This is a genomic window from Cephaloticoccus primus, from assembly GCF_001580015.1.
Classification (GTDB): domain Bacteria; phylum Verrucomicrobiota; class Verrucomicrobiia; order Opitutales; family Opitutaceae; genus Cephaloticoccus; species Cephaloticoccus primus.
Genome location: NZ_LSZQ01000017.1, coordinates 40,615 through 63,831 on the forward strand (window position 1 = coordinate 40,615; position 23,217 = coordinate 63,831).

Consider the following 23,217-nt stretch of genomic DNA (forward strand, 5'->3'; position numbering starts at 1 on the left):
AAAGAGCTGCTGCGGTGAACCCCAAACACATCTGCTACAGAAAGGCGGCGAGTCGCGGACTCGATTCTGGTGATCGACGATAAGTGACGCGGCTGCGGCCCCCATTTCCGGCGCGGCGGCAGTGCTACCGCGCCTTTTAAAACGGCCTCGAAGATGCCTTGCGTGAGGCGGGGCGGGGCCTAGCGTGGGCGGCTTTTCTCCCCCATTTTTCCTTCTCATGTTCACCTGGATCCAGCGGTATTTTCAGAAGCATTTCGGCATCATCATCGTGGTGATTTTGGCAGCGATGGCTGTGCCGCTCATCGTCGTATTCACCCCCTCTGCAGGGGGTATTGGTCGCGGCGGCCGTTTCGCGCAAAAGCGGGTCGTCTTCGGCTACAACCTCGCCTCCGCCGAAGACCAGTCGCGGCTCATCGGTGACGCCAGCCTGAGCATCATGCTGCAGATGGGCTACGTGGGCGTAAACGACGAGCAGCTCCAGCAGTACGCCCTCCAGCGTGCCGCCGCCCTGCACCTCGCCGAGCAGCTCAACCTGCCCGCGAGCACCGAGACCGAGATCGCCGACCACATCAAAGCCCTGCCCATTTTTCGAGCCGAAGACGGCCGCTTCAGCGCCAAGCACTACGCCGAGTTTCGCCAGTCGCTTCAGGGCGGCTCGCGCCTCAGCGAAGCCGAAGTCAGCCGCGTAATCGCCGACGACATTCGCGCCGACAAGGTCCGCAATCTCCTCGCGGGGCCCGGCTACGTACTCGACAGCGACATCGTCGATCAGCTCCAGCGCGTGGACACCACCTGGACGCTGCAACTGGCGCACATCGACTACGCCAGCTATGCACCGCAGATTGAGCCGACGAACGACGAGCTCACCCGATTTTTTGCGGACAATACCTTCCGCTACCAAACCCCGCCGCGCGTCGTCGCCAGCTACGCGCACTTCCCCGCCAGTCGCTACCAATCTCAAGTCAGCACCAGCGAGGACGAGCTTCGCGCGGTCTTCGACTCGATGCCCAGCCGCTTCGCCAAGCCAAAGCCCGCCGCCGCCAACGACGGCGATACGCAGGCCGCCGCACTCGAACCCGCCGGCCCCGGGGATTTCGCGCTCGTGCGCTCGCAAATCGAAGCACTCGTCCTCAGCGAAAAGGCGCGCCAGCTCGCCACCCGCGCGGCCTCCGACCTCACGCTCGCCCTTTACGACGCAGCCCTCAGCAACGACCCAAGCGCGCGCCAAAGCCTCCTCGCCACGCACCAGGTCGAAGAAAAGACGCTCGCCCCCTTCACCGAAAACCGCGGGCCCGCCGAGCTCGGCAACCTCGGTAACGTCACCGCCGAAGCATTTCGCCTCAACGCCGAGCACTTCTACTCCGATGCGATCCCCGTGCAGGACGGCGCCGTCGTCCTCTTCTGGAAAGAGCTCCTGCCCACTTACACGCCGCTCCTGAGCGAGGTCCTCCCGCAAGTCCGGGCCGACTACATCGAAGAACAAAAGCGCGAAAAATTCGTCGCGCTCGGTCGCCACGTAAAAGCGCAAATCGAAGCCCGGCTCAAAGCGGGAGACGACTTCGCCGCAGCCAGCGCCCGAGCGGCCTCAAGCGCAGGAGTCGCGATTGAAACGTCGACTGTGCCCACCTTCTCGCTAGGGAAGCCGCCTCAAGAGGGGAGCTTCACTGCGTTCAACCTGTTGGAAAACCTGGAGCAAGGCCAAGTCTCGGACATGACGCTCAGCAACGCGCGCGGCACCTTCGTCTACGCCGCCAAACGCGAAGTCCCTGACCTGAGCGCCGCCAACCCGCGCTTCGACGAAATCCGCCAGCAACTCTCCACACTCACATCGGGCGTAGGCGTCGTGCGCACGCTCACCGACCTCGTCGAACAAGAACTGCGCCGCACCGAGCCCGCCGCCAACTGACCGCGCTCGCCGAACCTTATCGGTTCCTACGCTACGCGGCAACTGGCTCTTTTTGCCCTGTGCGGGCAGCGGGGACGGTGTCCCCTGCCATTCAAATTTGGGAATCGTGCTTCGTCGCTACGCGACGAAGCACGATTCCCAAATTTGAATGAACTCCCTGAACGCAAATGAGCAGGAACCCATTGGGGCGAAGTTTTTGGTTAACGGGTTAAACGCCTGCCCGACCAGAAGTCGGGGGATTTTCGTATAAATTTGCGATTTAGCCCGGGCGCGCAGCGCCCGGGCTAAATCGCAAATTAGATGGAAGTGGCGCCCTCCCCCCGCCACCCACGCGCAGTAGAAAACTCTTTTATTTGGTCGCTGCTTCGGTACCGCTGCGGCCAAGGGCTTCGACCGGTTTTACAGGCGGCGAGTCGTTGGCTCGCCGGGCAGCGGTCGCGCGGGAGGCGCGCGGCTCAGATGTGGATCGCTTCGCCGAGGGTGGCTGCGGCGGCTTCCATCAGGGCTTCGCTCAGGGTCGGGTGCGCGTGGATGGTGCGGTGCACTTCTTCCACGGTCGCCTCCATTTCGATGGCGAGGCCGTACTCGGCGATGAGCTCGGTGGCCTCGGCACCGATGATGTGCGCGCCGTAGATTTCACCAGTTTTCGCATCGGTGACGACTTTTACAAAGCCTTCGCTCTCGGCTGAGGCGACGGCCTTTCCGGATGCAGTGAAGGGGAATTTGCCGACCTTGTAGTTGAGCCCTTTTTCCTTCGCGGCGCGTTCGGTCAGCCCGATGCTCGCCACTTGCGGTTGGCAGTAGGTGCAGCCGGGGAAATTTTTCACACGGCGCGGCACACCGTGCCCAAAGATGCCGTTGACCGCACTCAGCGCCTCAAAGGTCGCCACGTGTGCGAGCCAGGGCGGCCCGATGATGTCGCCCGCGGCGTACACGCCTTTCACGCTGGTCTGGTAGTCGTCGCCGACCTTCAGGTAGCCGCGCTCCAGTTCGGGTTTCACCGAGGGGGCGAGCGCGCCGTCCAGGTTGGGCTCGACGCCAATCGCCGAGAGCAGGACTTCGGCTTCGAGCGCGGTCTTCTTGTCGCCACTCACGAGGTCGAGCGTCACCGCGTTTTTCCCGACGCGGAAGTTCTCGCACCTGGTGTTCGTGTGCACGGCGATCCCGAGTTTTTCAAAGGAGCGGTGCAGCAGTTTGGCGACTTCTTCGTCTTCGACGGGCAGCACCTGCGGCAGCATCTCGACCAGCGTTACTTGCGCGCCGAAGGAGCGGTAAAGATAGGCGAACTCCACGCCGATCGCGCCCGCGCCGACGATCACCACTGACTTGGGCAGCCGCGGCGCTGCCAGCGCTTCGCGCGAGGTCATGACACGCTCGCCGTCGTACTCGAGGCCCGGGATGCGGCGCATCTTGCAGCCGGTCGCGAGCAAGATGTGACTCGCCCGCAGGAACTGCCCTTTGTGCTCGCCCTCGGTGATCGTGACCATGCCGGGGGCGCTCACCTGGCCGCGCCCGACGAAGTACTCCACCTTGTTTTTCTTGAACAAAAACTCGATGCCCTTGGCCATCTGGCCGGAGACGCCGCGCGAGCGCTCGACGACTTTCGCGAAATCAAATGACAGCCCCTCGGCGCGCAGTCCGTAGGCCTCGGCCTTTTGCATTTTCTGGAAAAGCTCGGCGCTCTTGAGCAGCGCCTTGGTCGGGATGCAGCCCCAGTTCAGGCAGGTGCCGCCTGCGCGCTCGGCTTCGATGCAGGCCACTTTTTTGCCGAGCTGCCCCGCGCGAATCGCTGCGGCGTAACCCGCCGGCCCTCCCCCGATGACGACCAGATCGTACTGCGTTGTTTCAGCCATGTTTGTAGTGGGTTTTGTCAATTTGAGCGAAAAACTGGCCGCCACGCTGGCTCCACCGCCTGCCCCGTCAAGGGTGCACTCGCCTCCCCGCCGGGCGAAAGCACAGCGGCTGAAACGCAGGCCCAGTAAAACCTCGACCGCATGAGAGTACGCCGGAAAACGCCCGCTAAAAGGTTGCCAAGCCCAGGTGGAGCGCATTCTTCACTCACTTAGTGAAGATTTCGGTAAAAGTAGACTATGCCTGTCGCGTGCTTGCCGAGATGGCCCGGCTCCAAGGCAGCGCGGAGCTGGCGCAAATCGACCACTTGGCAAAAACCGAGGCCGTGCCGGCCAATTTCCTCGCCCAAATCTTGAGCGAACTGCGCAACGGCGGGCTCGTCACCAGCAAGCGCGGGATCCAGGGCGGCTACGCGCTCGCCCGCCCGGCCGACCAGATCTCGCTCTACGAAATCGTGAAAACAATCGACGGCGATCTCCTCGAGCTCAGCGGCAATCACAAAGGCCGCAGCGGAGCGCGGATCAAGGACGCGTGGCTCGCCCTGCGCGACACCCTCGACGCTCAGGCCAAGCGCATCACCCTCGATACCTTTGTCATCAAAGAGACCTCCGACATGTATCACATATGAGGAGGTTTTTTTGGAAAAACTCCCTCGCTCCCATCGTCCAAAAATCGGCTCATCCACACGCCCCCGTATCAGCAAGTGCCGCAGGCACGCCCGCCTCGCTCCCATTCTTCCGACTCTCACCCACAAGCTTGACTCAGTCTCAAAACTCAATTCACAAGTATTCCCATGTCCTCACTAATCTTTAATGACATCGTCTCCACCATTGGCAACACCCCTCTGGTGAAGCTAAACCGCAGCGCGGCCGGCCTCGCGGCCGACATCTACGTCAAAACCGAGTTCTTCAACCCGCTCGCCAGCGTGAAGGACCGCATCGGCCGCGCCATGATCGAGGCCGGCGAGCGCGACGGGCGGATCAAGCCCGACACCGTCATCATTGAGCCCACCTCCGGAAACACCGGCATCGCACTCGCCTTTGTCTGCGCCGCGCGCGGCTACAAGCTGATCCTCACCATGCCCGAGACGATGTCCCAAGAGCGCCGCATGCTCCTACGCATGCTCGGCGCCGAGATCGTCCTGACCCCCGGGGCCGAAGGGATGAAAGGCGCGATCAACCGCGCCGCCGAGCTGCTCGCCGAGCACGGCAACCGCGGCTTCACCCCGCAGCAATTTGAAAACCCCGCCAACCCCGAGATCCACCGCCGCACGACCGCGGAGGAAATCTGGGCCGCCACTGGCGGCAAGATCGACGCCTTCGTCGCGGGCGTGGGCACGGGCGGCACCATCACCGGCGTCTCCGAGGTCATCAAGGCGCGCAAGCCCGACATGAAGGCCTTCGCGGTCGAGCCCAGCACCAGCCCCGTCATTTCCGGCGGCAAGCCCGGGCCACACAAAATCCAGGGCATCGGCGCAGGCTTCATCCCGAAAAACCTCAACACCGCGATCATCGACGAAGTCATCCAGGTCAGCAACGAAGACGCACTTGAGACGGCACGGCAGACGGCGCTGCTCGACGGCATCCTCGGCGGCATCTCCACCGGCGGAAACATCTGGTCTGCGATCCAGGTCGCCAAGCGGCCCGAGTTTGCGGGCAAGACCATCGTCACCGTCGCAGCCAGCTTTGGCGAGCGCTACCTCTCCACCGCACTGGCCGAGAAAGCGCGACTCGAAGTCGCCTCGTAAGCAGCGCGGCCACTACGCGTGGGGCGGGGGACGGTGTCCCCTGCCATTTACTGTGCGGTTTGCTCGGCGGGCGTTCCGCCCGCCGAGCAAACCGCACAGTAAGGGATACCCGACCTACGGTCGGGCGGTCGTTGACCGATTTTATGGGCGCGGCCTCGTTGGGCCGCGCTAGAACTGCGTTTACCGGTTAACCCAAAAAATCCGCCCAAATGGGTTTCCGATCCATCCGCGTTTGAGGCCTCATTCCCTGTCGTGAAACGACAGGGAGGAGTCCTTTAAATTTGGGAATCGTGCTCTGGCGCTCCGCGCCGGAGCCGATTCCCAAATTGAATGGCACGTGGCGACCCGCCACCGCTGCACGCGTAGTGCCTGCCCTGTGCCGCGCGTACACTTACTGGAAGCTGCCTTGTTTTTGCGAGCGGCCTGCGCAGAGTCAGCCACCCGCATGAACCTCGACCCGATCCAAGACGCGCTGCTCACCTCCTACGAACGCGACGGCGGCATCAACCACCTGGATGGCGTAAACCTGCCCGCGCAGGACTCGGTAAACCAGCTCGCCGTCGATGTCATGCACCTGCTGTTTCCCGGGTATTTTGAGGAGGCGGGGTTGACCCGCGCACAAGTCCCGCAGCACGTGCGCACGCTCCTCGCGCAGATCCGCGACCACCTCGTCTGCAATGTGGAAAAGTGCCTGCGCTTCGCCGATGCGGGCGCGCCATCCCCCAGCCAGGCCGCCGAGCCACTCGTCGCCGAGGCCCTGCGCCAGCTCCCCGAGCTGCGCCGCATCGTGCAGACCGATGTCGTCGCCGCCTATCACGGCGACCCCGCCGCGCACAGCGTCGAGGAGATCATCCTCGCCTACCCCTGCGTGCTCTCGATCTCGGTGCAGCGGTTTGCCCACATACTCTACCGGCTCGGTGTCCCGCTGCTCCCGCGCATGCTCACCGAGTTTGGCCACGAACGCACGGGCACCGACATCCACCCGGGCGCGCGCATCGGCACACACTTCTTCATCGACCACGGCACCGGCGTCGTGATCGGCGAGACCGCCCGCATCGGCAATCACGTGAAACTCTACCAAGGCGTCACCCTCGGCGCGAAATCCTTCGAGGTCGATCCCGACGGCAACCCCGTAAAAGGCATCAAGCGTCACCCCGATATCGACGACCACGTGACCATTTACGCGCACGCCACGATCCTCGGTGGCGACACGCGGATCGGCCAAAACTCGATCATCGGCTCCAACGTCTGGATCATGAACTCCGTGCCCGCCGACTCGGTCGCCTACTACAAAGGCGAAAACCTGATCGTGCGCTCGCGCAACGCGCAGGACAAATTTGTCGAGACCGCCGAAACCCTACACTGGGTAATCTAGCAGGCAGTTGCTGGATAAATGGAACCCAAGGCCGAAGCCCCCCTCCACTACGCGGAAGATTTTGCCCTGCGCGGGCAGCGGTGGCGGGGTGCCACGTGCCATTCAATTTGCGATTTTGTCCGTGCGCTTTGCGCCCGACCAAAATCGCAAATTTCGCTCCCCCTGTCGCGCTCCGCTGCGACAGGAGATGGAGCTTCAAAACGCAAATGGAGCGGAAACCCATTTGGGCAAGATGAAGCGATTTGCCGGTGAATCACCGACTAATGATTGGGCCCCTTCTACTGTGCGGCTTGTTCGTCGGGCGAAACGCCCGACAGCAAGCCGCACGGTCTTCGACCGTTTTATTGAGCGCGGCGTCGCGGTCGCAGACCGGGCCGCCGCGTCAGAACTGCGTTTACCGGTTAACCAACGAAAATCGCCCAAGCGGGTTTCCGCTTCATTCGCGCCCAACTCTGGGGCCGTTGACGAGCCGCCAGACGGGAGGGCGAGCGGCTCGCCAAATAGAACGGGGCTGCGCCCTTCGTAACGCGACAGCGAAGGTCCCTTTCAATTTGGGAATCGTGTTTCGGCACGCAGGGCCGAAACCGATTCCCAAATTCAATGGCACGGGGCGCCCCGCCCCCGCCGCCCGCGTAGGGCTAGATCTCCCGACGCCCCCGCCCTTGACCCAAAATCTGCGTAGGCCCCACGCATTATCCGCAGCGTAAGGGGCCTTGCGTATGTCAGGCCGCGCGGGTTTGCTCGGCGGCTTAGTACCTGATTTATGCTTGATTCCACGCCTCCGCCGGCGCCCGCGGCACGTCCCGCCCGCGCCTCTCTCCTGCGCCGCTGCGCCACTGCGATTGTCCAATGGATTGACTCCGACTACTGTCCCGAGGGAGCCGAGAAAATGCGCAACGAGCCCGACCGCGTGGACTGGGTGCGTGTGATGCCCTTTGTGTTTTTGCACCTCGGCTGCCTCGGCGTCATCTGGACTGGTGTCAGTGCCTTCGCCGTCTACGCAGCGATCGCCCTGTACTTCATCCGCATGTTTGCGGTCACCGGCATCCACCACCGCTACTTTTCGCACAAGACCTACAAAACCTCGCGCTTCGGCCAGTTCCTGCTCGCCGTCTTTGCGGGCACCACCGTGCAGCGCGGCTCGCTCTGGTGGGCCTACCACCACCGCCACCACCACCAGCACAGTGACGGGCCGGACGACGTGCACTCGCCGCACGTGCACGGTTTTCTTTGGTCGCACATCGGCTGGATCACCAGCCGCCGCAACTTCCCCACCGACTACAGCAAGATCAAGGACCTGGCAAAATTCCCCGAGCTCGTGTGGCTCAACCGCTTCGATCTCGTCGTGCCCGCGCTCTACGCCGCCGCCATGTACGGCCTCGGCGCCCTCCTCGCGCACGTCGCCCCCGGGCTCGGCACCAGCGGACCGCAAATGCTCGTCTGGGGCTTCTTCATCAGCACCACCTTCCTGTTTCACGGCACCGGCTGCATCAACTCAATGGCGCACATCATGGGCCGCCGCCGCTTCAAGACCAGCGACGACTCGCGCAACAGCGCCATCCTCGCCCTCATCACGCTCGGCGAAGGCTGGCACAACAACCACCACCGCTACCAATCCTCCACCCGCAACGGCTTCTACTGGTGGGAGTTCGACCCGACCTACTACCTGTTAAAACTGCTCTCCTACACCGGCTTCATCCACGGGCTCAAATCCGTCCCCCAAAGCGTCCTCGAAGAAGGCGCGCTCGCCGATCACCACAGCTCGGTGGCCGCTGCGCGCAAAGCCGCCGCGCAAACCCTCGCCGCCCACATCCCCGCGACCGCGCTGCGCCGCGTCGTCCCGACAGCAGCGGCCCTCGCCGTCGCCACCGCCACCGCCAGCGCCAACCCCGCCCTGCTTCCCCAAAAGAAATCCGAATCAATCATTCAAAAAGACCCCTCCGGCGAAATCACTCCAGAGCCCCAAGCAGCCGCCAACGCAACGGCGACTCCCGAAGCTCACGTCGCGTCCTGAAAAACACGCGCTACGGTGACAGCCGTTTGAGGCATTTTTCCTACACACACCCCCGTAAGCATAGACCCGCCGCCCTGCTCGCCGACCTTCGTCCAATTCCCCGCCTCAAAACCGCGCCACTTCAGCGCGGTTTTTTTTGTTTGGAGCAAATCCGTGCGAGCTCGAACCGAGCGAGGTACACACACGCACGGCCAGCCGCCCCACACTCAGCTCACCGCCCCAATGTGACTTTCCATTCGGGCGAGTTGTTTTGGTTTACCAGAAAACGGTGCTCCAAAAAGACCGGACTCAATCCGCATGCGCTATAACCCCTCATTTTCACGCAAGGGGCGGAAAAATGCCTCGTTCAGTTTAGGCACTCCGCTTGGATAGTCCTCTGGGGAATAATTATCAAGTCTATCATAAATTTCGATCAGAGCCTTTTCCAAGCGACTGTCTTCGGGGTTCACTACTTCTGCAATATAGGCAGCCCCATCCTTATATCGCGTCACGCCCACCAGCCGTATCCGCGTCCCGCTATATAGAGTCCCCCAATAATATCTGCCATAGTCATTAAGCCGCCGACCGCCTATCGTGCCTCCCGTCGCCGCAGTCATCCGGTACCACACTTCGCGTCCACTTTCTCTGAAAATCACAATCGGTTTCTCGTAAGAGTATACCCAGTATCCTTTTTTAAGCGCAAACTCGGTGTCGATCAACTGACTATCAGACAGTACACTCAAACTATCAGCCCGTGGAGTCGGCGTTACCGTACAGCCCATGAAGAATAACGAAAATAACCCAACGAGAATGAATGATTTCATGGCGTAGTTCTGAAAAGAGTAGGCATTAATTATTTGGAGGGCCAAAGAGGGCCTCATTCAGTCGAGTCGTTTTCATGTCGTGCCCTTGCCGTGAGTAGTTTTTCCGCCCCGAGTAGATTTCGATAAAAGCCCCTTGGAGGCCCTTTTCTTCGGTTGCCTCGACTTCAACCACATAAGAAAGCCCGCCTTTCCGACGTATTGCACCCCAAATGTTTAGCTGACTCCCCGCAGGAAGAATTCCTAAAAATTCGCGATCCCGCCCGCCTATCCTGCCAGTAGATGCTGCGGTCATTCGCAGGGATAGCGGGATGCCACTCCCACTAAAGGTGGCAATTGGCTTGGGGTAAAAATAAACCCAAAACTCCTCATTGAGCACAAACCGGGTTTGCTGAGGAGGCGCCTCCCCCAGAGACGCGATATGCTCCACCACTGCGACTCTCGACGATACACAGCCCGCCCCGAGCAGAGCGAGCAGTGCGGAAAAGAGAATGGCCCACTTTGCTTTCATGGTGCCTTGGGGGCTTCTTCTTTATGAAGCCAGCGACTGCTGAGGTCCCAATACCCGTTTTCATCCTGAACATAGAGGGCGGGGTCTTCCGTATACGCTCGAATCACGGCCTCCGCTCCCTGCAAGATCTCATCGCGCGATTCTTCGATCTTTACGATATAGGCCACTTTTTTAGACTCCACTCCCTGTTTGATCGAAGTCACCCGCAGCCGATCCCCTTTGGACAATCTCCCCAAAAGTCGGCTGTATCGGTTATTTACATGCCCTCCCTCCGTAGAAGGATAAAGGGAGTAATAGAAGCCCTCGCCCGAGATAAAGTTCCCCCTCTTCTTATCATCCTGATGCTTATAGATACTGAAAGGAGTTTTCAGCACATAAGCCGTTCCGAGTACATGGCGATACTCCTCGGGATTATCGCGCAGTGCCTCACCCATGTAAAAACAGCCCACCAGCCCCAGCGAGGCCAGTAAAAATGCAGCAAATGTCAGGGTTTTCATAAATAGCAGCAGGTTCACTCTTCAGGGTAAATAAAATCAGTGAATAAGTCGGGATCGAGCTCGACCCTTTTCTCGTTCAGCGGTTCGTGGCTAAACAGCTGTTTCCCCCAAGTAACCTTGCGCATTGAGGCGGGATGTATGAAGAGGGTTGCGTCACCGACCCCAAGGGCATCGCCTCCTTTGGGTTTAACGGTATAAATCCAATTCCGCTTGTTCTTCTTTATCAGGGAAACCACTTCAAACCGTGCTCCAGCAGGGAAGCTGCCGCGATACTGCCACTTCCGACCTCCGATACCTCCCCCCCTATCCGAATCCATCACATAATGATTGTTTTTCCCATAGGGCGGCTTCCCCTTTATTTCGTAGACCAGAAAGTCCGTTTTTATGGAAAACGTAGTCCCAACTGGAAGCTCTGAGCGAATTTCACCCGTTACAGCAAAGACCTGGCCCCAGAATCCCAGAAAAATGATCAAGATCAGTTTTTTCATTTTTCACTCCTTCATATTGAGGGTTCCAAACCCGGCTTCGTTCAGCCCGGGCGTACTGCTGGGGTAGCGGGGATGAGCAGTGCCGCCAGATAAGTAGACCTACGGCCGGAATGTCCAATCGTTTCTTCAGCGCAGCAGCGCTGCCCCAGAAAAACGCGCAGAGTGGGGCAATCCCCCCACCATGAGCTCCCGAAGCATCGCGCAGCGAGCCCCGCACAACAGTCAGCCCCGACTGCTGCGGGCGAATTTGCGCAGGTTGCGCTGGGCGATTTCAAAGGCCTTGGGCAGGGGGGCGGTGAGTGTGAGCGGCTCGCCCGTGTCGGGGTGCCGCAGCGTGAGGCTGCTGGCGTGCAGGGCCACTTGCTCGATCATCGGGCGCTCGCCCGGCTCTCTCCCTCTTTTGCCTTGGCCGTCTCTCCCGCTGCGGCCGCCGCCTTTGTAATCGCGCTTGAAGTCCGAGAGCAGGAGCTGCTCTTCGGGCAACCCATAAACCGGGTCGTTCAAGATCGGCAGACCCGCCGCCGCGAGGTGCACGCGCAATTGGTGCCGCCGGTTGCTGCGAAGCCGGCACTCCAAAAACGCGAAACGCCCAAAACGCTCCAGCAGCCGGAACTCGCTCAACGCAGGCTGCCCGCCGTTGCGGCGAAACGCGCGCATCCGCTCCGGATCGGTGGCCTCGCGGCCGATCCACCAATCAATCGCAAACTCGGCGGGCACTCCGCCGCCCGGGTCGCGCGGCCAGTGAGCGGCCTCAATCCGGCTGCTCGTCGCCCCCGCGCCCGCCCCGCCACCAGCGCGCGCGGCGCTGCGCTCGCTCTGTGCGCGGCGCACGACCACGACTGCGTGGTAGAGCTGCTCAACGGATTTCGACTGAAACTGCCCGCTCAGGAAATCCAGCGCGTGCTTCGTTTTTGCAAAAACGATCAGCCCGCTCGCTGCCGGATCGGGCCGATGCACAACCGTGAGCGAGCGCGTGTCACGCGCGCCGCCGCCGCCTGCCGCAAGCCTCTCTGCGGCAGCCTCGCGCGCGCCTTTATTCACGCTCTCAAGCAAGTGCCGTAGACCTTCTGCCGTTTCCGCCGCCGATCCCGGCACGAGCGAGGGCTTGTTGAGGACGAGCAATGCGGCGTCCTCAAAAACGACTGACGGCACAGCCGCGCGGCGCGCGGCGGCAGGGCAAGGTGGGAGGCGGCTATCCGGCATCTCGGTCACTGGCTCACGCGCGCTCGTCCAAGGCTGCGCGAACGAAAGTCTCGTACTCGGCGGTCTTCATCGAGCCCAGCTTGTGGTGGCGCACGTTACCCGCGCGGTCGATGAGGAAGGTCGTGGGGATCGCGCGGATGGAGCCCGCGATTGAGCCAAAGGCGTTGACGATGTCGCTGCTGCCCAGCGCGAGCGGGTAGTTCACGTGGTGTTTGGCGGCGAAGTCGCGCACCTTGCCCTCGTTATTCGCGCCTTTATCGAGCGATACGCCCACGATGACCAGGCCCTCGGCAGCGTACTTCTTTTGCAGCTCCACGTAGCCGGGGATCTCCACCACACACGGGCCGCACCAGGTCGCCCAAAAATCCACAACGACGACCTTGCCCTTGAGCGACTCGGAGCTGATCGGCGTGCCGTCGAGCGCGACCAGCGACCACTGCGGCGCAGTCCCGTAAAACGAGAGGATCCCCATCTCACCCGCTCCGCTCGCCTCACCGGTGAGCGGCGCTACGCTCTGCTCGGCCTCGGTCCGGTGCAGCACAAACAAGCCCAGCACCGCCACGAGGAGCAAAACCGCCGCAAAGCGCAGCCAGGACCGTGAGTTTTTCATCATGCTCCAAGCGGGTGGAAAATCCGCCGCGCGTCAAACTCAGGCAGTTATCGGGTGCCCCAAAGTCTCGATAAACTTGCGCATCGCAGGCGTCAGCACGCGCCCCTTGCGGTGCAGGATCGCCAGCGGCCGCGTGAAGTTTTCCTCGCGAAACGGCACCGCGGCGAGCGTGCCCTGCTTCACCTCCTGCATCACCGTCGCGTAAGGCACGATCGCGATCCCGTGGTCGATCTCCACGGCGCGCTTCACCGTCTCGATATTGTCAAACTCCATGACCGGATCGAGCTCGATGCGGTGGTCGCGGAAGATCATGTCGACCGCCTTGCGTGTCGGGATGTCGGGGTCAAAGCCGATGAATTTTTGCCCCACCAGATCCTTCAGCTCCACATCCACGCGGCGCGAAAGCGGATGCGTCGGATGCGTGATCAGCATCAGGCGATCCTCGCGAAATGGCACGATCTCGATCTGCCGCGTTTTGACCGGAAAGGCCACCAGGCCGAAGTCCACCGAGTTGTGCAGGATGTCTTCGTAAACGAGATTCGAGCGGCGGTACTCCACCCGCACATTCACCGAGGGGTAATCTTGCAGGAATTTTTTGATGTACGGCGGCAGCTCGTGCAGCCCGATCGAGTAGATCGTCGATATGCGGATCGTCCCGCTGATGACCTTCTTCAGCTCCTGAAGCTCGCAGAGCAGCTTCTCGTACGCGTGCAGCATGTCCTTGGCCGATTCGTAAACCTGCTGCCCCTCGCGCGTCAGCTGGAACTGCTTCTGGCTGCGGTCGATAAGCAGAGATTTAAAGTGCCGCTCCATCGCACGCGCCTGCTGACTGACAGCCGACTGTGTTATCCCGTTTAGTCTGGCAGACTTAGAGAAGCTCTTGGTTTCGACCAGATCGGCGAAGATTTTAAAATTCTCGATTTGCATAGCGAGCGCAGCTGCCACCCAACATAAACCCTCCTAATCCCCAATCAATAATATTAGCAGCAGCAATCCCTGCGCACTCATTGCGCAAGATACGCTGATCCTCCCACCCCTCCCGCTATCCTCCACTGCGCGTGGGGCGGCGGTCAGTGACCGCTTCCATTTAATTTGGGAATCGCGCTTCGACGCGTTGCGTCGAAGCGCGATTCCCAAATTTACATGAACTCCCCCTGTCGCGTTGCGACAGGAGACGGAGCTTAAAGCGCGAATGAGGCGTAAGTCCCATTGGGACTAAACGGAACAATGTACGGGTAAATTTCTGCCCGACCGGAGGTCGGGTGTCCTCAACTGTGCGGTTTGTTTGGCGGGCGTTCCGCCCGCCACAAACCACACAGTCAATGGCAGTGGCGACCCGCCACCGCCGCCCGCGCAGGGCTGCCTCTGGCCCCACGCGCAGTGGGAGCCTCCCCCTCCTCCTACTTAACAGCGGCGGCCGCTTCGATGAGCTCCAGGAAGCTGCGGGCTTCGAGGCTGGCGCCGCCGATCAGGCCGCCGTCGATATCTTGTTGCGTGAGGAGCTCGGGCGCGTTGGCGGGCTTCATCGAGCCGCCGTAGAGGAGCCGGATTTTGCGCGCGATGGTGTCGTCGAAACGCGTGACCAAAAGGCTTCGGATAAAGGCGTGCACTTCCTGCGCTTGCTCGGCGGTGGCGACCTTCCCCGTGCCAATCGCCCAGACCGGTTCGTAGGCGATTGTCACACTGGCGGCGTGCTCAGCGTAGACGCCTGCGAGGCCTGCTTCGACCTGGGTTTGCACGACGCGCAAGGTGTCGCCCGCTTCGCGTTCGGCGAGGGTTTCGCCCACGCAAAGAATCGGGCGCAGCTCGTTTTTCAGCGCGGCGAGCACCTTCGTATTTACGACCGCATCGGTCTCGCCAAAGAGCTGGCGGCGCTCGCTGTGGCCGAGGATCACGTAGGTGACGAAGAGGTCGCGCAGCATGGGTGCGGAGATCTCGCCAGTGTAGGCGCCGCTGAGCTCGGCATGCATGTTCTGCGCGCCGAGCTTTATGCTGGAGCCTTCGAGCTTGCGGCTGACGGTTTCCAGCGCGGTGAAGGGCGGGCAGATGAGCACGTCTACCTCGGTTTGCGAGGCGAGCGGAGCGACGAGATCGGCCACGAGGTCGGCGGCCTCGGCGCCGCTTTTGTTCATCTTCCAATTACCGGCGATGAGTTTTTTACGAAAGTTCATGAGAGTGCGTGTGTGTTGAAAAAAAAGACCGTGTGTGCGGGATGCGAGGAACTCGGGAGGAGCGGAGGGCGAAACAAGCGCAGGCCGCCGGATAGCGCAAATGCGGGCGGCGGGAGCGCTGCTCCGCATTCGCCCTCAGCTTTCGAGGAAGACGACGCCCGGGAGTGCCTTGCCTTCGAGGAACTCCAGGCTGGCGCCGCCGCCGGTGGAGCAGTGGGTGACCTTATCGGCGACGCCGAATTTCTTGGCGGCGGTCGCGGTGTCACCACCACCGACGACGGTGGTCGCGCCGCGCGCGGTGGCTTCGGCGACGGCAGCGGCCATGGCGCGAGTCGCCCCAGCGAATTTCTCGAACTCGAAGACGCCCGCCGGCCCGTTCCAGATGATGGTCTTGGCGGAGAGAATCGCCTCGCGATAGCGGGCGATGGATTGCGGGCCCGCGTCGAGCCCCTCCCAGCCGTCGGGGATGCCGCTGGCATCGTCGGCGGCGCGGGTGTTGGCGTCGGGCGAGAAGGAATCCGCACAAAGGTAATCGCTGGGGAAGATCAGCTCGACGCCGCGCGCGGCGGCCTTGGCGACGAGCTCGGGCACGAGGGCCGCACCGGCTTCGTCGAAAAGGCTCGCCCCGATCGGCATCTGGTTGAGCACTTTCTTGAACGTGTAGGCCATGCCGCCGCCGATGATGAGCTTGTCGGCGCGTTCGAGGAGGTTGTTGATGAGCGGGATTTTGTCGGCGATTTTGGCGCCACCGAGGATCGCGAGTAGCGGGCGGTCGGGCGCGGCGAGGACTTTGTTGAACGCGTTGAGCTCGGCCTCCATGAGGAAGCCCGCGGCCTTTTCGGCGAGGGCCACGCCGACCATCGAGGAGTGCGCGCGGTGCGCGGTGCCGAAAGCGTCGTTAATGAACACGTCGCCCAAGCGGGTGAGGCTTGCGCGAAAAGCAGCCACGGCGGCGGGATCGGCCTTGAGGGAGCTGCCATCGGCGGCCTTGGCCTTGCCTTCCTCCTCGATGTGAAAGCGCAAGTTTTCCAGGAGGACGACGCTGCCCGGCGCGAGCGTGGCGCAGGCGGCCTCGACTTGCGGGCCGACGCAATCGGCGAGCAGCGTCACCGGACGGCCAAGGAGCTTCTCCAGCTCGGCTGCGACGGGCTTGAGCGAATACTGGGGCACCGCCTGGCCATTGGGCCGCCCGAGGTGGCTCATGAGGACGACCGAGGCGCCTTGGTCGAGCGCGTACTGGATCGTGGGGAGCGCCGCGACGATGCGTTGGTTATTCGTGATCGCGCCGGTGGCTTTGTCCTGAGGGACGTTAAAATCGACGCGGATGAGGGCGCGTTTACCGGTGAGCGAGAGGTCTCGGAGCGTTTTGAATTTAGCCATGTTGGAAAGTTGAGCGAAAGTGGGGGGAACGGCGAGCGCGTGTGCGGCAGCCCGCACCTAAAATCGGGCGCGGCAAAAACGGGCCAGCGCGAGGCCGGTAGAAGAAAGAGGAGAGCAGCGCGGCGCTGATCTCCTCTTCGTAGTTTCGTGTGCTCACGCGCACGCCGAGATGGCGTTAAAATATTTTAAAAAGATAAAACCTCTTTTTTTGAAATTAAAAATCTACTTACCTCACATCAGAGCATATTACAACTCCGCCAAGTCCGTTATGGCGCAAGTAAACTATTTCTCCCTTGGAGAAATCTTTAGCAAGTTCCTCTAATATTCCTTCAACACAAGATTTGGAATAACAAACTTTGATAAAGGTCAACCCAGGCGGGCAATCCTCATCAAGTACAGGTGCACTTCCTTGTTTGTCACCTGACTTACCTTCTACGACATTGAAGTCTACAAAGCTTAATTCGTCACCATTATGAACAATATTATACGAAATTGAACCACCCTCTTTTAGGTTTCTGTTAAAATGGCCAAGAATTTCGCCTACCTGTTTAAGAAGTATTTCTTTTACGCCTTCTTGCTCGGTTATCGGAACAGAAAAGTCTGGAAGTATTACTAAACCATCAAAGACACCTTCAAAACTAATATTTTCAAGAAGCCCTCCGTCTTCGACAAGAGATTTATTTGAAACCTGTGAATTATTGCCACTCTCGTGAGCCCCATTGGAATAAGCTATAAAGGAAGCTACTCCAAAAACCAGCACACCTGATGATATTAATTTCATTTTTTTCATCTTTCTGCCGAGAAGCCTGAGGGAGCCAGGAGGGGCGCAAAACGCCCCTCCTCCAAAAAAACTAGAGTCCGGCAGCGATCTTCTTGGTGAGGTCCACCACGCGGTTCGAGTAGCCCCACTCGTTGTCGTACCAGCTCACGAGTTTGAAGAACTTGCTGTTGAGCTCAATGCCGCTGCCTGCGTCGAAGATTGAGGATGCCTTGCAGTGGATGAAGTCGGAGGAGACGACCTCGTCGCCCGTGTACTCGAGGACGCCTTTGAGGTAGGTCTCGCTGGCCTTCTTCATCGCCGCGCAGATTTCCTTGTAGGAAGTCTCCTTGGTGGTGCGCACGGTGAGGTCGACGACCGAGACGGTCGGCGTAGGCACGCGCAGCGACATGCCGGTGAGCTTGCCTTTCACCTCGGGGAGCACGAGCGCGGTGGCCTTCGCCGCACCGGTCGAGGCGGGGATGATGTTTTGCGCCGCGGCGCGGCCGCCCTTCCAGTCCTTCTTTGAGGGGCCGTCCACGGTCTTCTGCGTGGCGGTGTAGGAGTGGACGGTCGTCATGAGCCCTTCCTCAACGCCGAAGCCTTCCTTGAGGAGCACGGAGACGATCGGCGCGAGGCAGTTCGTGGTGCAGGAGGCGTTGGAGATGATGCTGTGCTGGGCGAGGTCGAGCTTGTCGTCGTTTACGCCGATCACGACCGTGATGTCTTCGCCCTTGGCCGGGGCGGAGATGATGACCTTCTTCGCGCCCGCCGTGATGTGGCCACGCGCCTTCTCGGCCTCGGTGAACAGGCCGGTGGACTCGATAACGAGATCGACGCCGAGCGCGCCCCAAGGCAACGCTGCGGGGCCCGCGCGCTCGCCGAGTACCTTGATCTTGTGCCCGTTTACGACGAGCACGTCGTCCTCGGCTACGTCGGGCGAGGATTTCTCGCTGCTGACGGTGCCGTTGAAGCGGCCCTGCACGCTGTCGTACTTGAGCAGGTACGCGAGGTTATCGGCGGGGACGAGGTCGTTTACCGCGACGACGTCGAGGGTGCTGCCGAGGAGCCCTTGCTCAACCAGTGCGCGAAAGACGAGGCGGCCGATCCGGCCAAAACCATTGATGCCAACTTTAACTGCCATAATCTGTGGTGGGTAGTGGGTTTAGTTACTGTGTGAGAAAAAATGAACCGGGCGCCCAGCGGACGACGGGCCCGGGAGCGCCCTCCCAAATCGGGAGGAGTGCCGAGACTGAAGGGCCCGCATTTGCCCAAGCAAGGGTCTTTTGGGCCGGACCGTGCGTCATAAGCTGCCCTGCCACAGCCCACAAGATAGAGCAGGGAGCCAGAGCTGGCTTGTGACGGGCTGGCGCATGCCATTGGCGCTCAAAAACCCTTCATGATTAGCGATTTGCTGCCAGCTGGTGACCGTCGGCAATGCCTCGCCCAGCGGGATTTCGACGTCTGCGCCGGTCGGGTTTATCGCGAAAAGGAGCCGCTGGCGGCCTTGGCTCGCATCGAAGTTGTACACGACGGCGCAGGCCGTGGAGTCCGGCGTGCGGTAGCAGCGGAAGAAGCCCTCGCCGGGGCGCTGCCACTGGCGCAGCAAGCGGCCCGCCGCGCTGCGGCGAAACGCGATCCAATCGGCAAAGTACGTGTGCGTGGACGGGTAGCGCAGCAGGCGGCGGTAATCGAGCGCATTGAGGTCGCCGCGTTGGTAGGTGTTGTTCACGCCGTGCTTGGAGCGCAGAAAATCCTGCCCTGCGGCGATCATCGGAATCCCGAGCGAGGCAAAGAGCAGCGCAGCCATCAGGTGGGTGCGGCGGCGATCGGTGGCGGTCGGCGTGCTGCCGTCGTGGTGCGCGTTTTCGGTGATGCTGTCGACCCACGCGCGGTCGTCGTGCGACTCGCTGTAGTTAACCGTCTGCGCGGGAAACTTGGACCAAAACCAGGGCGAGCCCTTGATGAAGTACTCCAGCGCCTCGGCCGACGAGCCGCCGCACACATAGTCGCGGATGAAGTTGCGGTAGCCATCGTTCCACGAAGACCAGCCCGTATCGCGCAGCGCTCCGGCGATGTGGCCGCGGTAGCTCCACGGCTCGGCGATCAGGATCACGTCGGGCTTGGCCCGCTTGAGCGCAGCCTCGATATCGCGCAGCACCTCGATCCCCAGCAGCTCCGCCAGGTCGAAGCGAAAGCCATCCACGCCGTAGCACTCGATGAAGTGGCGGCACGAATCGATGATCAGCCGCTTGGCCATCGCGGCATGCGCGCGCAGATCGTTACCGCAGCCGCTCCAGTTGGAGAGCTGCCCCTCCGCATCGAGCTCGAAGTAGTACTGCCGGTCGATCGATATGAGGCCCGCAGGCTCGCCCTGGTGGTTGTAGACCACGTCCAGGATGACCGCGATCCCGCGCCGGTGAAAGGCGGCCACCAGTGCTTGCAGCTCGGCGATGCCGCTGGCGCGCTCCGGCTCCAGCGCGTACGCGCTCGCGGGCGCAAACCAGTTCACCGGCATATATCCCCAGTGGTACTCCTCGCGGCTGCGGTTATCGAACTCCTGCACCGGTTGCAGCTCCACGCAGTTTACGCCGAGCCGGTGCAGGTAAAAGCCCTCGCTCTCGACCCACTTTCGCAGCCCCGTAAAGCCGAGCCGCTCCTCCGCGCTGAGCTCGATCGGCGCGCGCGCGGCCAGGTCGCGCACGTGCGCCTCGGCGATGACCAAGTCCTGCCACTGCGGGGTCGCAAAACGATCCGGCCAGCGCGCAATCGCCGGATTCGCGTGCCGGTTAATCCGCGCCCGATCAATCACGATGCCCGGCCCTGCATGGCCCACGCAGGCCAGCGCATACGGATCGAGCACCCGCGCGGTGCGCGCACGCTCCGTGGCCGCCGCGCCCTCGCCGCCCGAAGCCGCGCCCGGGGCTGCCGCGGGCACCGCCGCCGAACGCTCGGCCAGGACTTCCAGTTGGTACCAGTAGTAGCGGCCGTGCAGGTTTCCCTCGACCGTGGTCTCCCATATTCCTGCCTCCGTGGCGTGCCGCGCGAGCGACACGACCTCCGCCGGCGCGGCGGCATCGGGCGTTTTTGCAAGCAGTAGCCGCACCCCCGCCGCGCGCGGCGCAAAGAGCCGAAAACAGGTCTCGCGGCCATCCGCACTCACGAGCGCCCCGAGCGGCAGCTCACTGGCGATTGAGAAGAAAAACGCGCCCGGCTGGATCGGCACACCGAGCGCCTCGCCCAAAACGGCAGCCGCGCGGCCCGGCCCAGCCTGCGCCTCTTTTTTGGCAAGGGCGGCGGATTGCGGCTCTGCCCGAGCAGCGGATGGCAATCGCGACGACACAGGCTGACCCTGCGGCGCGTGGGTGGCTGGCGCCGGAGCTCCCGCGAGCGGCGCGATGCACCACTCCTGGCTGAGGTCGAGCGGCGCCCGCAGCTCGAAGCGGAAGAACTGCCGCCCCGTCCGCGTAGAATCGATCACGTAGTTGATGTGCCCGAGCGCATCCTTCACGCGGTTGGGCGAATCCTCCGGCACGTTGAGCCACTGGTTTTGGCTCGTCACAAATTTGAACTGCGCGCGCGGCCACGCGCTCATCAGCGAGCGCCGCTGCGCCAGCGGCAGCACACAGCAAAAAAGCTGCCTTGGCGCGCGCGGCGCCGTGTCTCCCTCGATCTGGAAAGGCTTGAGCTCCCAGGCTGGATCCCCGGCCGCCCCCTCCCAGCCATTGAAATCGCCAGCCACATACAGCTGCTCCGCATCCACACCGGCGGCAGCAGCAGCGACCTCGCGCACCAGCGCAAACACCAGGGCGCCATCTTCGCGCACAAAATACCCGTAGCGGCGCGCCGCCACATACCGGGGCGCGGGCTCCAGCTTCGCAAAGGCGGGCACTTCGGGCTCCGCCGCCGGCGGGCTCGGCGGACTCTGGATCTGCGTCACCGCGCCCTCGCTCACCCCAGCTCCGCCCGATGGTGCGCCGCCGGGCCGCAGCCGCAACGCGGGCACGTAAATCTCCTCCCAGTCGCGCGCGTACTCGATGACGCCTCCCTTTAGCGAAGTCAGCCAAGCGCGAATAAGCGGGTTGTGGGAGGTCATCGGGCTAGCAAATTGCGAACGAGGAAAGAGTTAAGGCACGAGCTCTTCGAGAGCTTTTTACCGATAAGCCACAGTCCAAGAGCCCGCGAGCACAGCCCACCCCGCCAAACTACGCAACCCATCCCCGGATAAATCGTATTGCATCGGAAGCAGGCACGGCGCGTCGCTTGGGCGCGATGAGCCGCGACCCCAGGATAAATGCTGCCGCCCACACGACGACGCCGAGCGCGCGCGAGCGCATCCTCGTCGCGCTCTCCGGCGGGGTCGACAGCGCAGTCGCCGCGCTCCTGCTCCAGCGCGAAGGCCACGACATCGTGGCCGCTTACATGAAAAACTGGATCAACGAAGACGGCGTCATCGGCCACTGCCCTTGGGAGCAAGACATCGAAGACGCGCGCGCCGTCGCCGGCCGACTCGGCATCGAGTTTCGCGTCGTCAACCTCATCGAAGATTACCGCCACCTCGTCGTCGATTACCTGCTCGAAAACTACCAACGCGGCCTCACCCCAAACCCCGACGTGATGTGCAACCGCGAGATCAAGTTTGGCGCCTTCCTGCGCTACGCGCGCGCCGAAGGCTTCAGCGCAGTCGCCACCGGCCACTACGCGCAGCGCGTCCACGCTCCCGACACACCCGGCGGCTACCGCCTCCTCGAAGGCGCCGATAAAAACAAAGACCAAAGCTACTTTCTCGCCCTGCTCTCCGGCGCGCAGCTCGCTGCCGCCCGCTTCCCCATCGGCCATCTGGAAAAACCCGAGCTGCGCCGTCTCGCCGCCGAAGCCGGGCTCCCCAACGCCCAGAAAAAAGACAGCCAAGGCATCTGCTTCATCGGCCAGGTAAAGATGGCCGACTTCCTGAAAGCCTACGTGCCCGACCAACCCGGACCCATCCTCCGGGCCAGCGACGGCCAAAGACTCGGCGAACACCGCGGCCTGCACTACTACACCCTCGGCCAACGACGCGGCATCGGCATCCCCTCCAACACCGACAACAAAGCCTACGTCGTCGTCGGAAAACGCGCCACAGACCACGCCCTGCTCGTCGCCTTCGACGAACCCCGAGCCCCCGGCCTGTGGACGCATGAAGCGCACGTACACGGCCTGAGCTTCATTAACGAACCGATCCGCGCCCACGCGCAAATCGAAGCCCGCGTGCGCTACCGCGACCCGCGCATCCCCATCCACTTCATCCCCGAGACAAACGCCGCTCCTCCCAGCATCGAAAGTTCGGGAGAAGCTCCGGAAACCCACGCCAATGGCAGCACCGACTGCGCAGCAGTAAAAACCGCGACACACCCCGCCGCCGCCACCAGCTTCGCCGCACAAATCCGCTTCGCCGCGCCACAACGCGCCATCGCCCCCGGCCAGATCATCGCCCTGTACCGCGGCGAAGAACTCCTCGGCGGCGGCATCTTCAGCCCATCTTAGCGACAAGCAGAAGAGCCCCCCTCTCAACGCACCCTCAGCACCTGCCCCCCCCCGGCAAAACTCGAGCCCCCCAGTTTCCCACTTAATGAGTGGGAGCGGCTTGCCATTTTTTCTTGAGTGCTGCGGGCTACGTGGAATCCCGCATCTCCGTATGCGGGATGTTTCCCCTTCTGTAACCCACCTCCCCTCACCCCCATTAGTCCCTGCCCCCCATGAATAAGATGAGTTGTTTCCGGCTCTTCGGAGCCGCCCCTGTTGTGGCGCTGCTTGGTTTTTTTGCCGCGTCGTGCTCTTCACCAAAGGATCCGCTCCCTGCGGGCCCGCTTCCGCTCGGGCGTGCCGACCTTGTGGAGACGCGCACGGTAAAGGAGCTCCGCCCCGGCC

General features: G+C 62.1%; 18 protein-coding genes and 1 pseudogene. 6 read left to right on the forward strand and 13 right to left on the reverse strand.

The window, feature by feature from the left end; all coding sequences use genetic code 11:
- Window positions 1-217: 217 nt before the first annotated feature.
- The gene (locus tag AXK11_RS02330) at window positions 218-1,906 is read left to right on the forward strand and encodes a peptidyl-prolyl isomerase family protein (protein ID WP_156469149.1); all 1,689 of its coding nucleotides are present in this window, start codon (window positions 218-220) and stop codon (window positions 1,904-1,906) included.
- Between the two features lie 455 nt (window positions 1,907-2,361).
- Here the strand turns inward: AXK11_RS02330 and lpdA are convergent, their stop codons facing one another.
- On the reverse strand, window positions 2,362-3,759 hold the full coding sequence (lpdA, locus tag AXK11_RS02335) for a dihydrolipoyl dehydrogenase (RefSeq protein WP_068628942.1): 1,398 nt from the start codon (window positions 3,757-3,759) through the stop codon (window positions 2,362-2,364).
- Window positions 3,760-3,971: 212 nt separating this feature from the next.
- On the opposite strand from lpdA, the gene AXK11_RS02340 reads away from it, so the two are divergent.
- The 4 genes and pseudogenes from AXK11_RS02340 to AXK11_RS02355 form a co-directional block, all read left to right on the forward strand.
- Complete coding sequence (locus AXK11_RS02340) at window positions 3,972-4,385, forward strand: RrF2 family transcriptional regulator (RefSeq protein ID WP_068628943.1); 414 nt, start codon at window positions 3,972-3,974, stop codon at window positions 4,383-4,385.
- Between the two features lie 165 nt (window positions 4,386-4,550).
- Entirely contained in the window at window positions 4,551-5,504 is a 954-nt protein-coding gene (gene cysK, locus AXK11_RS02345; protein ID WP_068628945.1) for a cysteine synthase A, read from the forward strand.
- 445 nt (window positions 5,505-5,949) lie between these two features.
- Complete coding sequence (epsC, locus tag AXK11_RS02350; protein ID WP_068628947.1) at window positions 5,950-6,879, forward strand: serine O-acetyltransferase EpsC; 930 nt, start codon at window positions 5,950-5,952, stop codon at window positions 6,877-6,879.
- Window positions 6,880-7,642: 763 nt separating this feature from the next.
- Window positions 7,643-8,602, forward strand: a pseudogene (locus tag AXK11_RS02355) (acyl-CoA desaturase); the annotation flags it as partial.
- 593 nt (window positions 8,603-9,195) lie between these two features.
- Here AXK11_RS02355 and AXK11_RS02360 read toward each other — a convergent pair.
- From AXK11_RS02360 to AXK11_RS02405, 12 genes are all read right to left on the reverse strand, one after another.
- Window positions 9,196-9,696, reverse strand: coding sequence for a hypothetical protein (locus AXK11_RS02360; protein WP_156469150.1), 501 nt, complete (start codon window positions 9,694-9,696; stop codon window positions 9,196-9,198).
- Between the two features lie 25 nt (window positions 9,697-9,721).
- Window positions 9,722-10,204, reverse strand: coding sequence for a hypothetical protein (locus tag AXK11_RS09635; RefSeq protein WP_156469151.1), 483 nt, complete (start codon window positions 10,202-10,204; stop codon window positions 9,722-9,724).
- Window positions 10,201-10,701 carry a hypothetical protein gene (locus tag AXK11_RS02365; protein WP_156469152.1) on the reverse strand — a complete coding sequence of 167 codons (501 nt, stop codon included), beginning with the start codon at window positions 10,699-10,701 and terminating at the stop codon, window positions 10,201-10,203. Before AXK11_RS02365 ends, AXK11_RS09635 begins: the two co-directional genes overlap by 4 nt.
- Window positions 10,702-10,715: 14 nt before the next feature.
- Entirely contained in the window at window positions 10,716-11,189 is a 474-nt protein-coding gene (locus tag AXK11_RS02370) for a hypothetical protein (protein WP_068628955.1), read from the reverse strand.
- A gap of 222 nt (window positions 11,190-11,411) precedes the next feature.
- Entirely contained in the window at window positions 11,412-12,341 is a 930-nt protein-coding gene (locus tag AXK11_RS02375; protein ID WP_231865725.1) for an RluA family pseudouridine synthase, read from the reverse strand.
- 64 nt (window positions 12,342-12,405) lie between these two features.
- Complete coding sequence (locus AXK11_RS02380) at window positions 12,406-13,002, reverse strand: TlpA family protein disulfide reductase (RefSeq protein ID WP_068628960.1); 597 nt, start codon at window positions 13,000-13,002, stop codon at window positions 12,406-12,408.
- A gap of 39 nt (window positions 13,003-13,041) precedes the next feature.
- On the reverse strand, window positions 13,042-13,929 hold the full coding sequence (locus tag AXK11_RS02385; protein ID WP_068628962.1) for a LysR family transcriptional regulator: 888 nt from the start codon (window positions 13,927-13,929) through the stop codon (window positions 13,042-13,044).
- A 473-nt stretch (window positions 13,930-14,402) separates the two neighbouring features.
- On the reverse strand, window positions 14,403-15,173 hold the full coding sequence (gene tpiA, locus AXK11_RS02390; RefSeq protein WP_068628964.1) for a triose-phosphate isomerase: 771 nt from the start codon (window positions 15,171-15,173) through the stop codon (window positions 14,403-14,405).
- A gap of 135 nt (window positions 15,174-15,308) precedes the next feature.
- Complete coding sequence (pgk, locus tag AXK11_RS02395; protein ID WP_068628966.1) at window positions 15,309-16,553, reverse strand: phosphoglycerate kinase; 1,245 nt, start codon at window positions 16,551-16,553, stop codon at window positions 15,309-15,311.
- A 226-nt stretch (window positions 16,554-16,779) separates the two neighbouring features.
- Entirely contained in the window at window positions 16,780-17,343 is a 564-nt protein-coding gene (locus AXK11_RS09640) for a hypothetical protein (RefSeq protein WP_156469153.1), read from the reverse strand.
- Between the two features lie 61 nt (window positions 17,344-17,404).
- Entirely contained in the window at window positions 17,405-18,454 is a 1,050-nt protein-coding gene (gene gap / locus AXK11_RS02400; protein WP_068628968.1) for a type I glyceraldehyde-3-phosphate dehydrogenase, read from the reverse strand.
- A 159-nt stretch (window positions 18,455-18,613) separates the two neighbouring features.
- Entirely contained in the window at window positions 18,614-21,406 is a 2,793-nt protein-coding gene (locus AXK11_RS02405; RefSeq protein WP_068628970.1) for an alpha-amylase family glycosyl hydrolase, read from the reverse strand.
- Window positions 21,407-21,582: 176 nt separating this feature from the next.
- On the opposite strand from AXK11_RS02405, the gene mnmA reads away from it, so the two are divergent.
- Entirely contained in the window at window positions 21,583-22,833 is a 1,251-nt protein-coding gene (gene mnmA, locus AXK11_RS02410; RefSeq protein WP_068628972.1) for a tRNA 2-thiouridine(34) synthase MnmA, read from the forward strand.
- The last annotated feature ends 384 nt before the right edge of the window (window positions 22,834-23,217 follow it).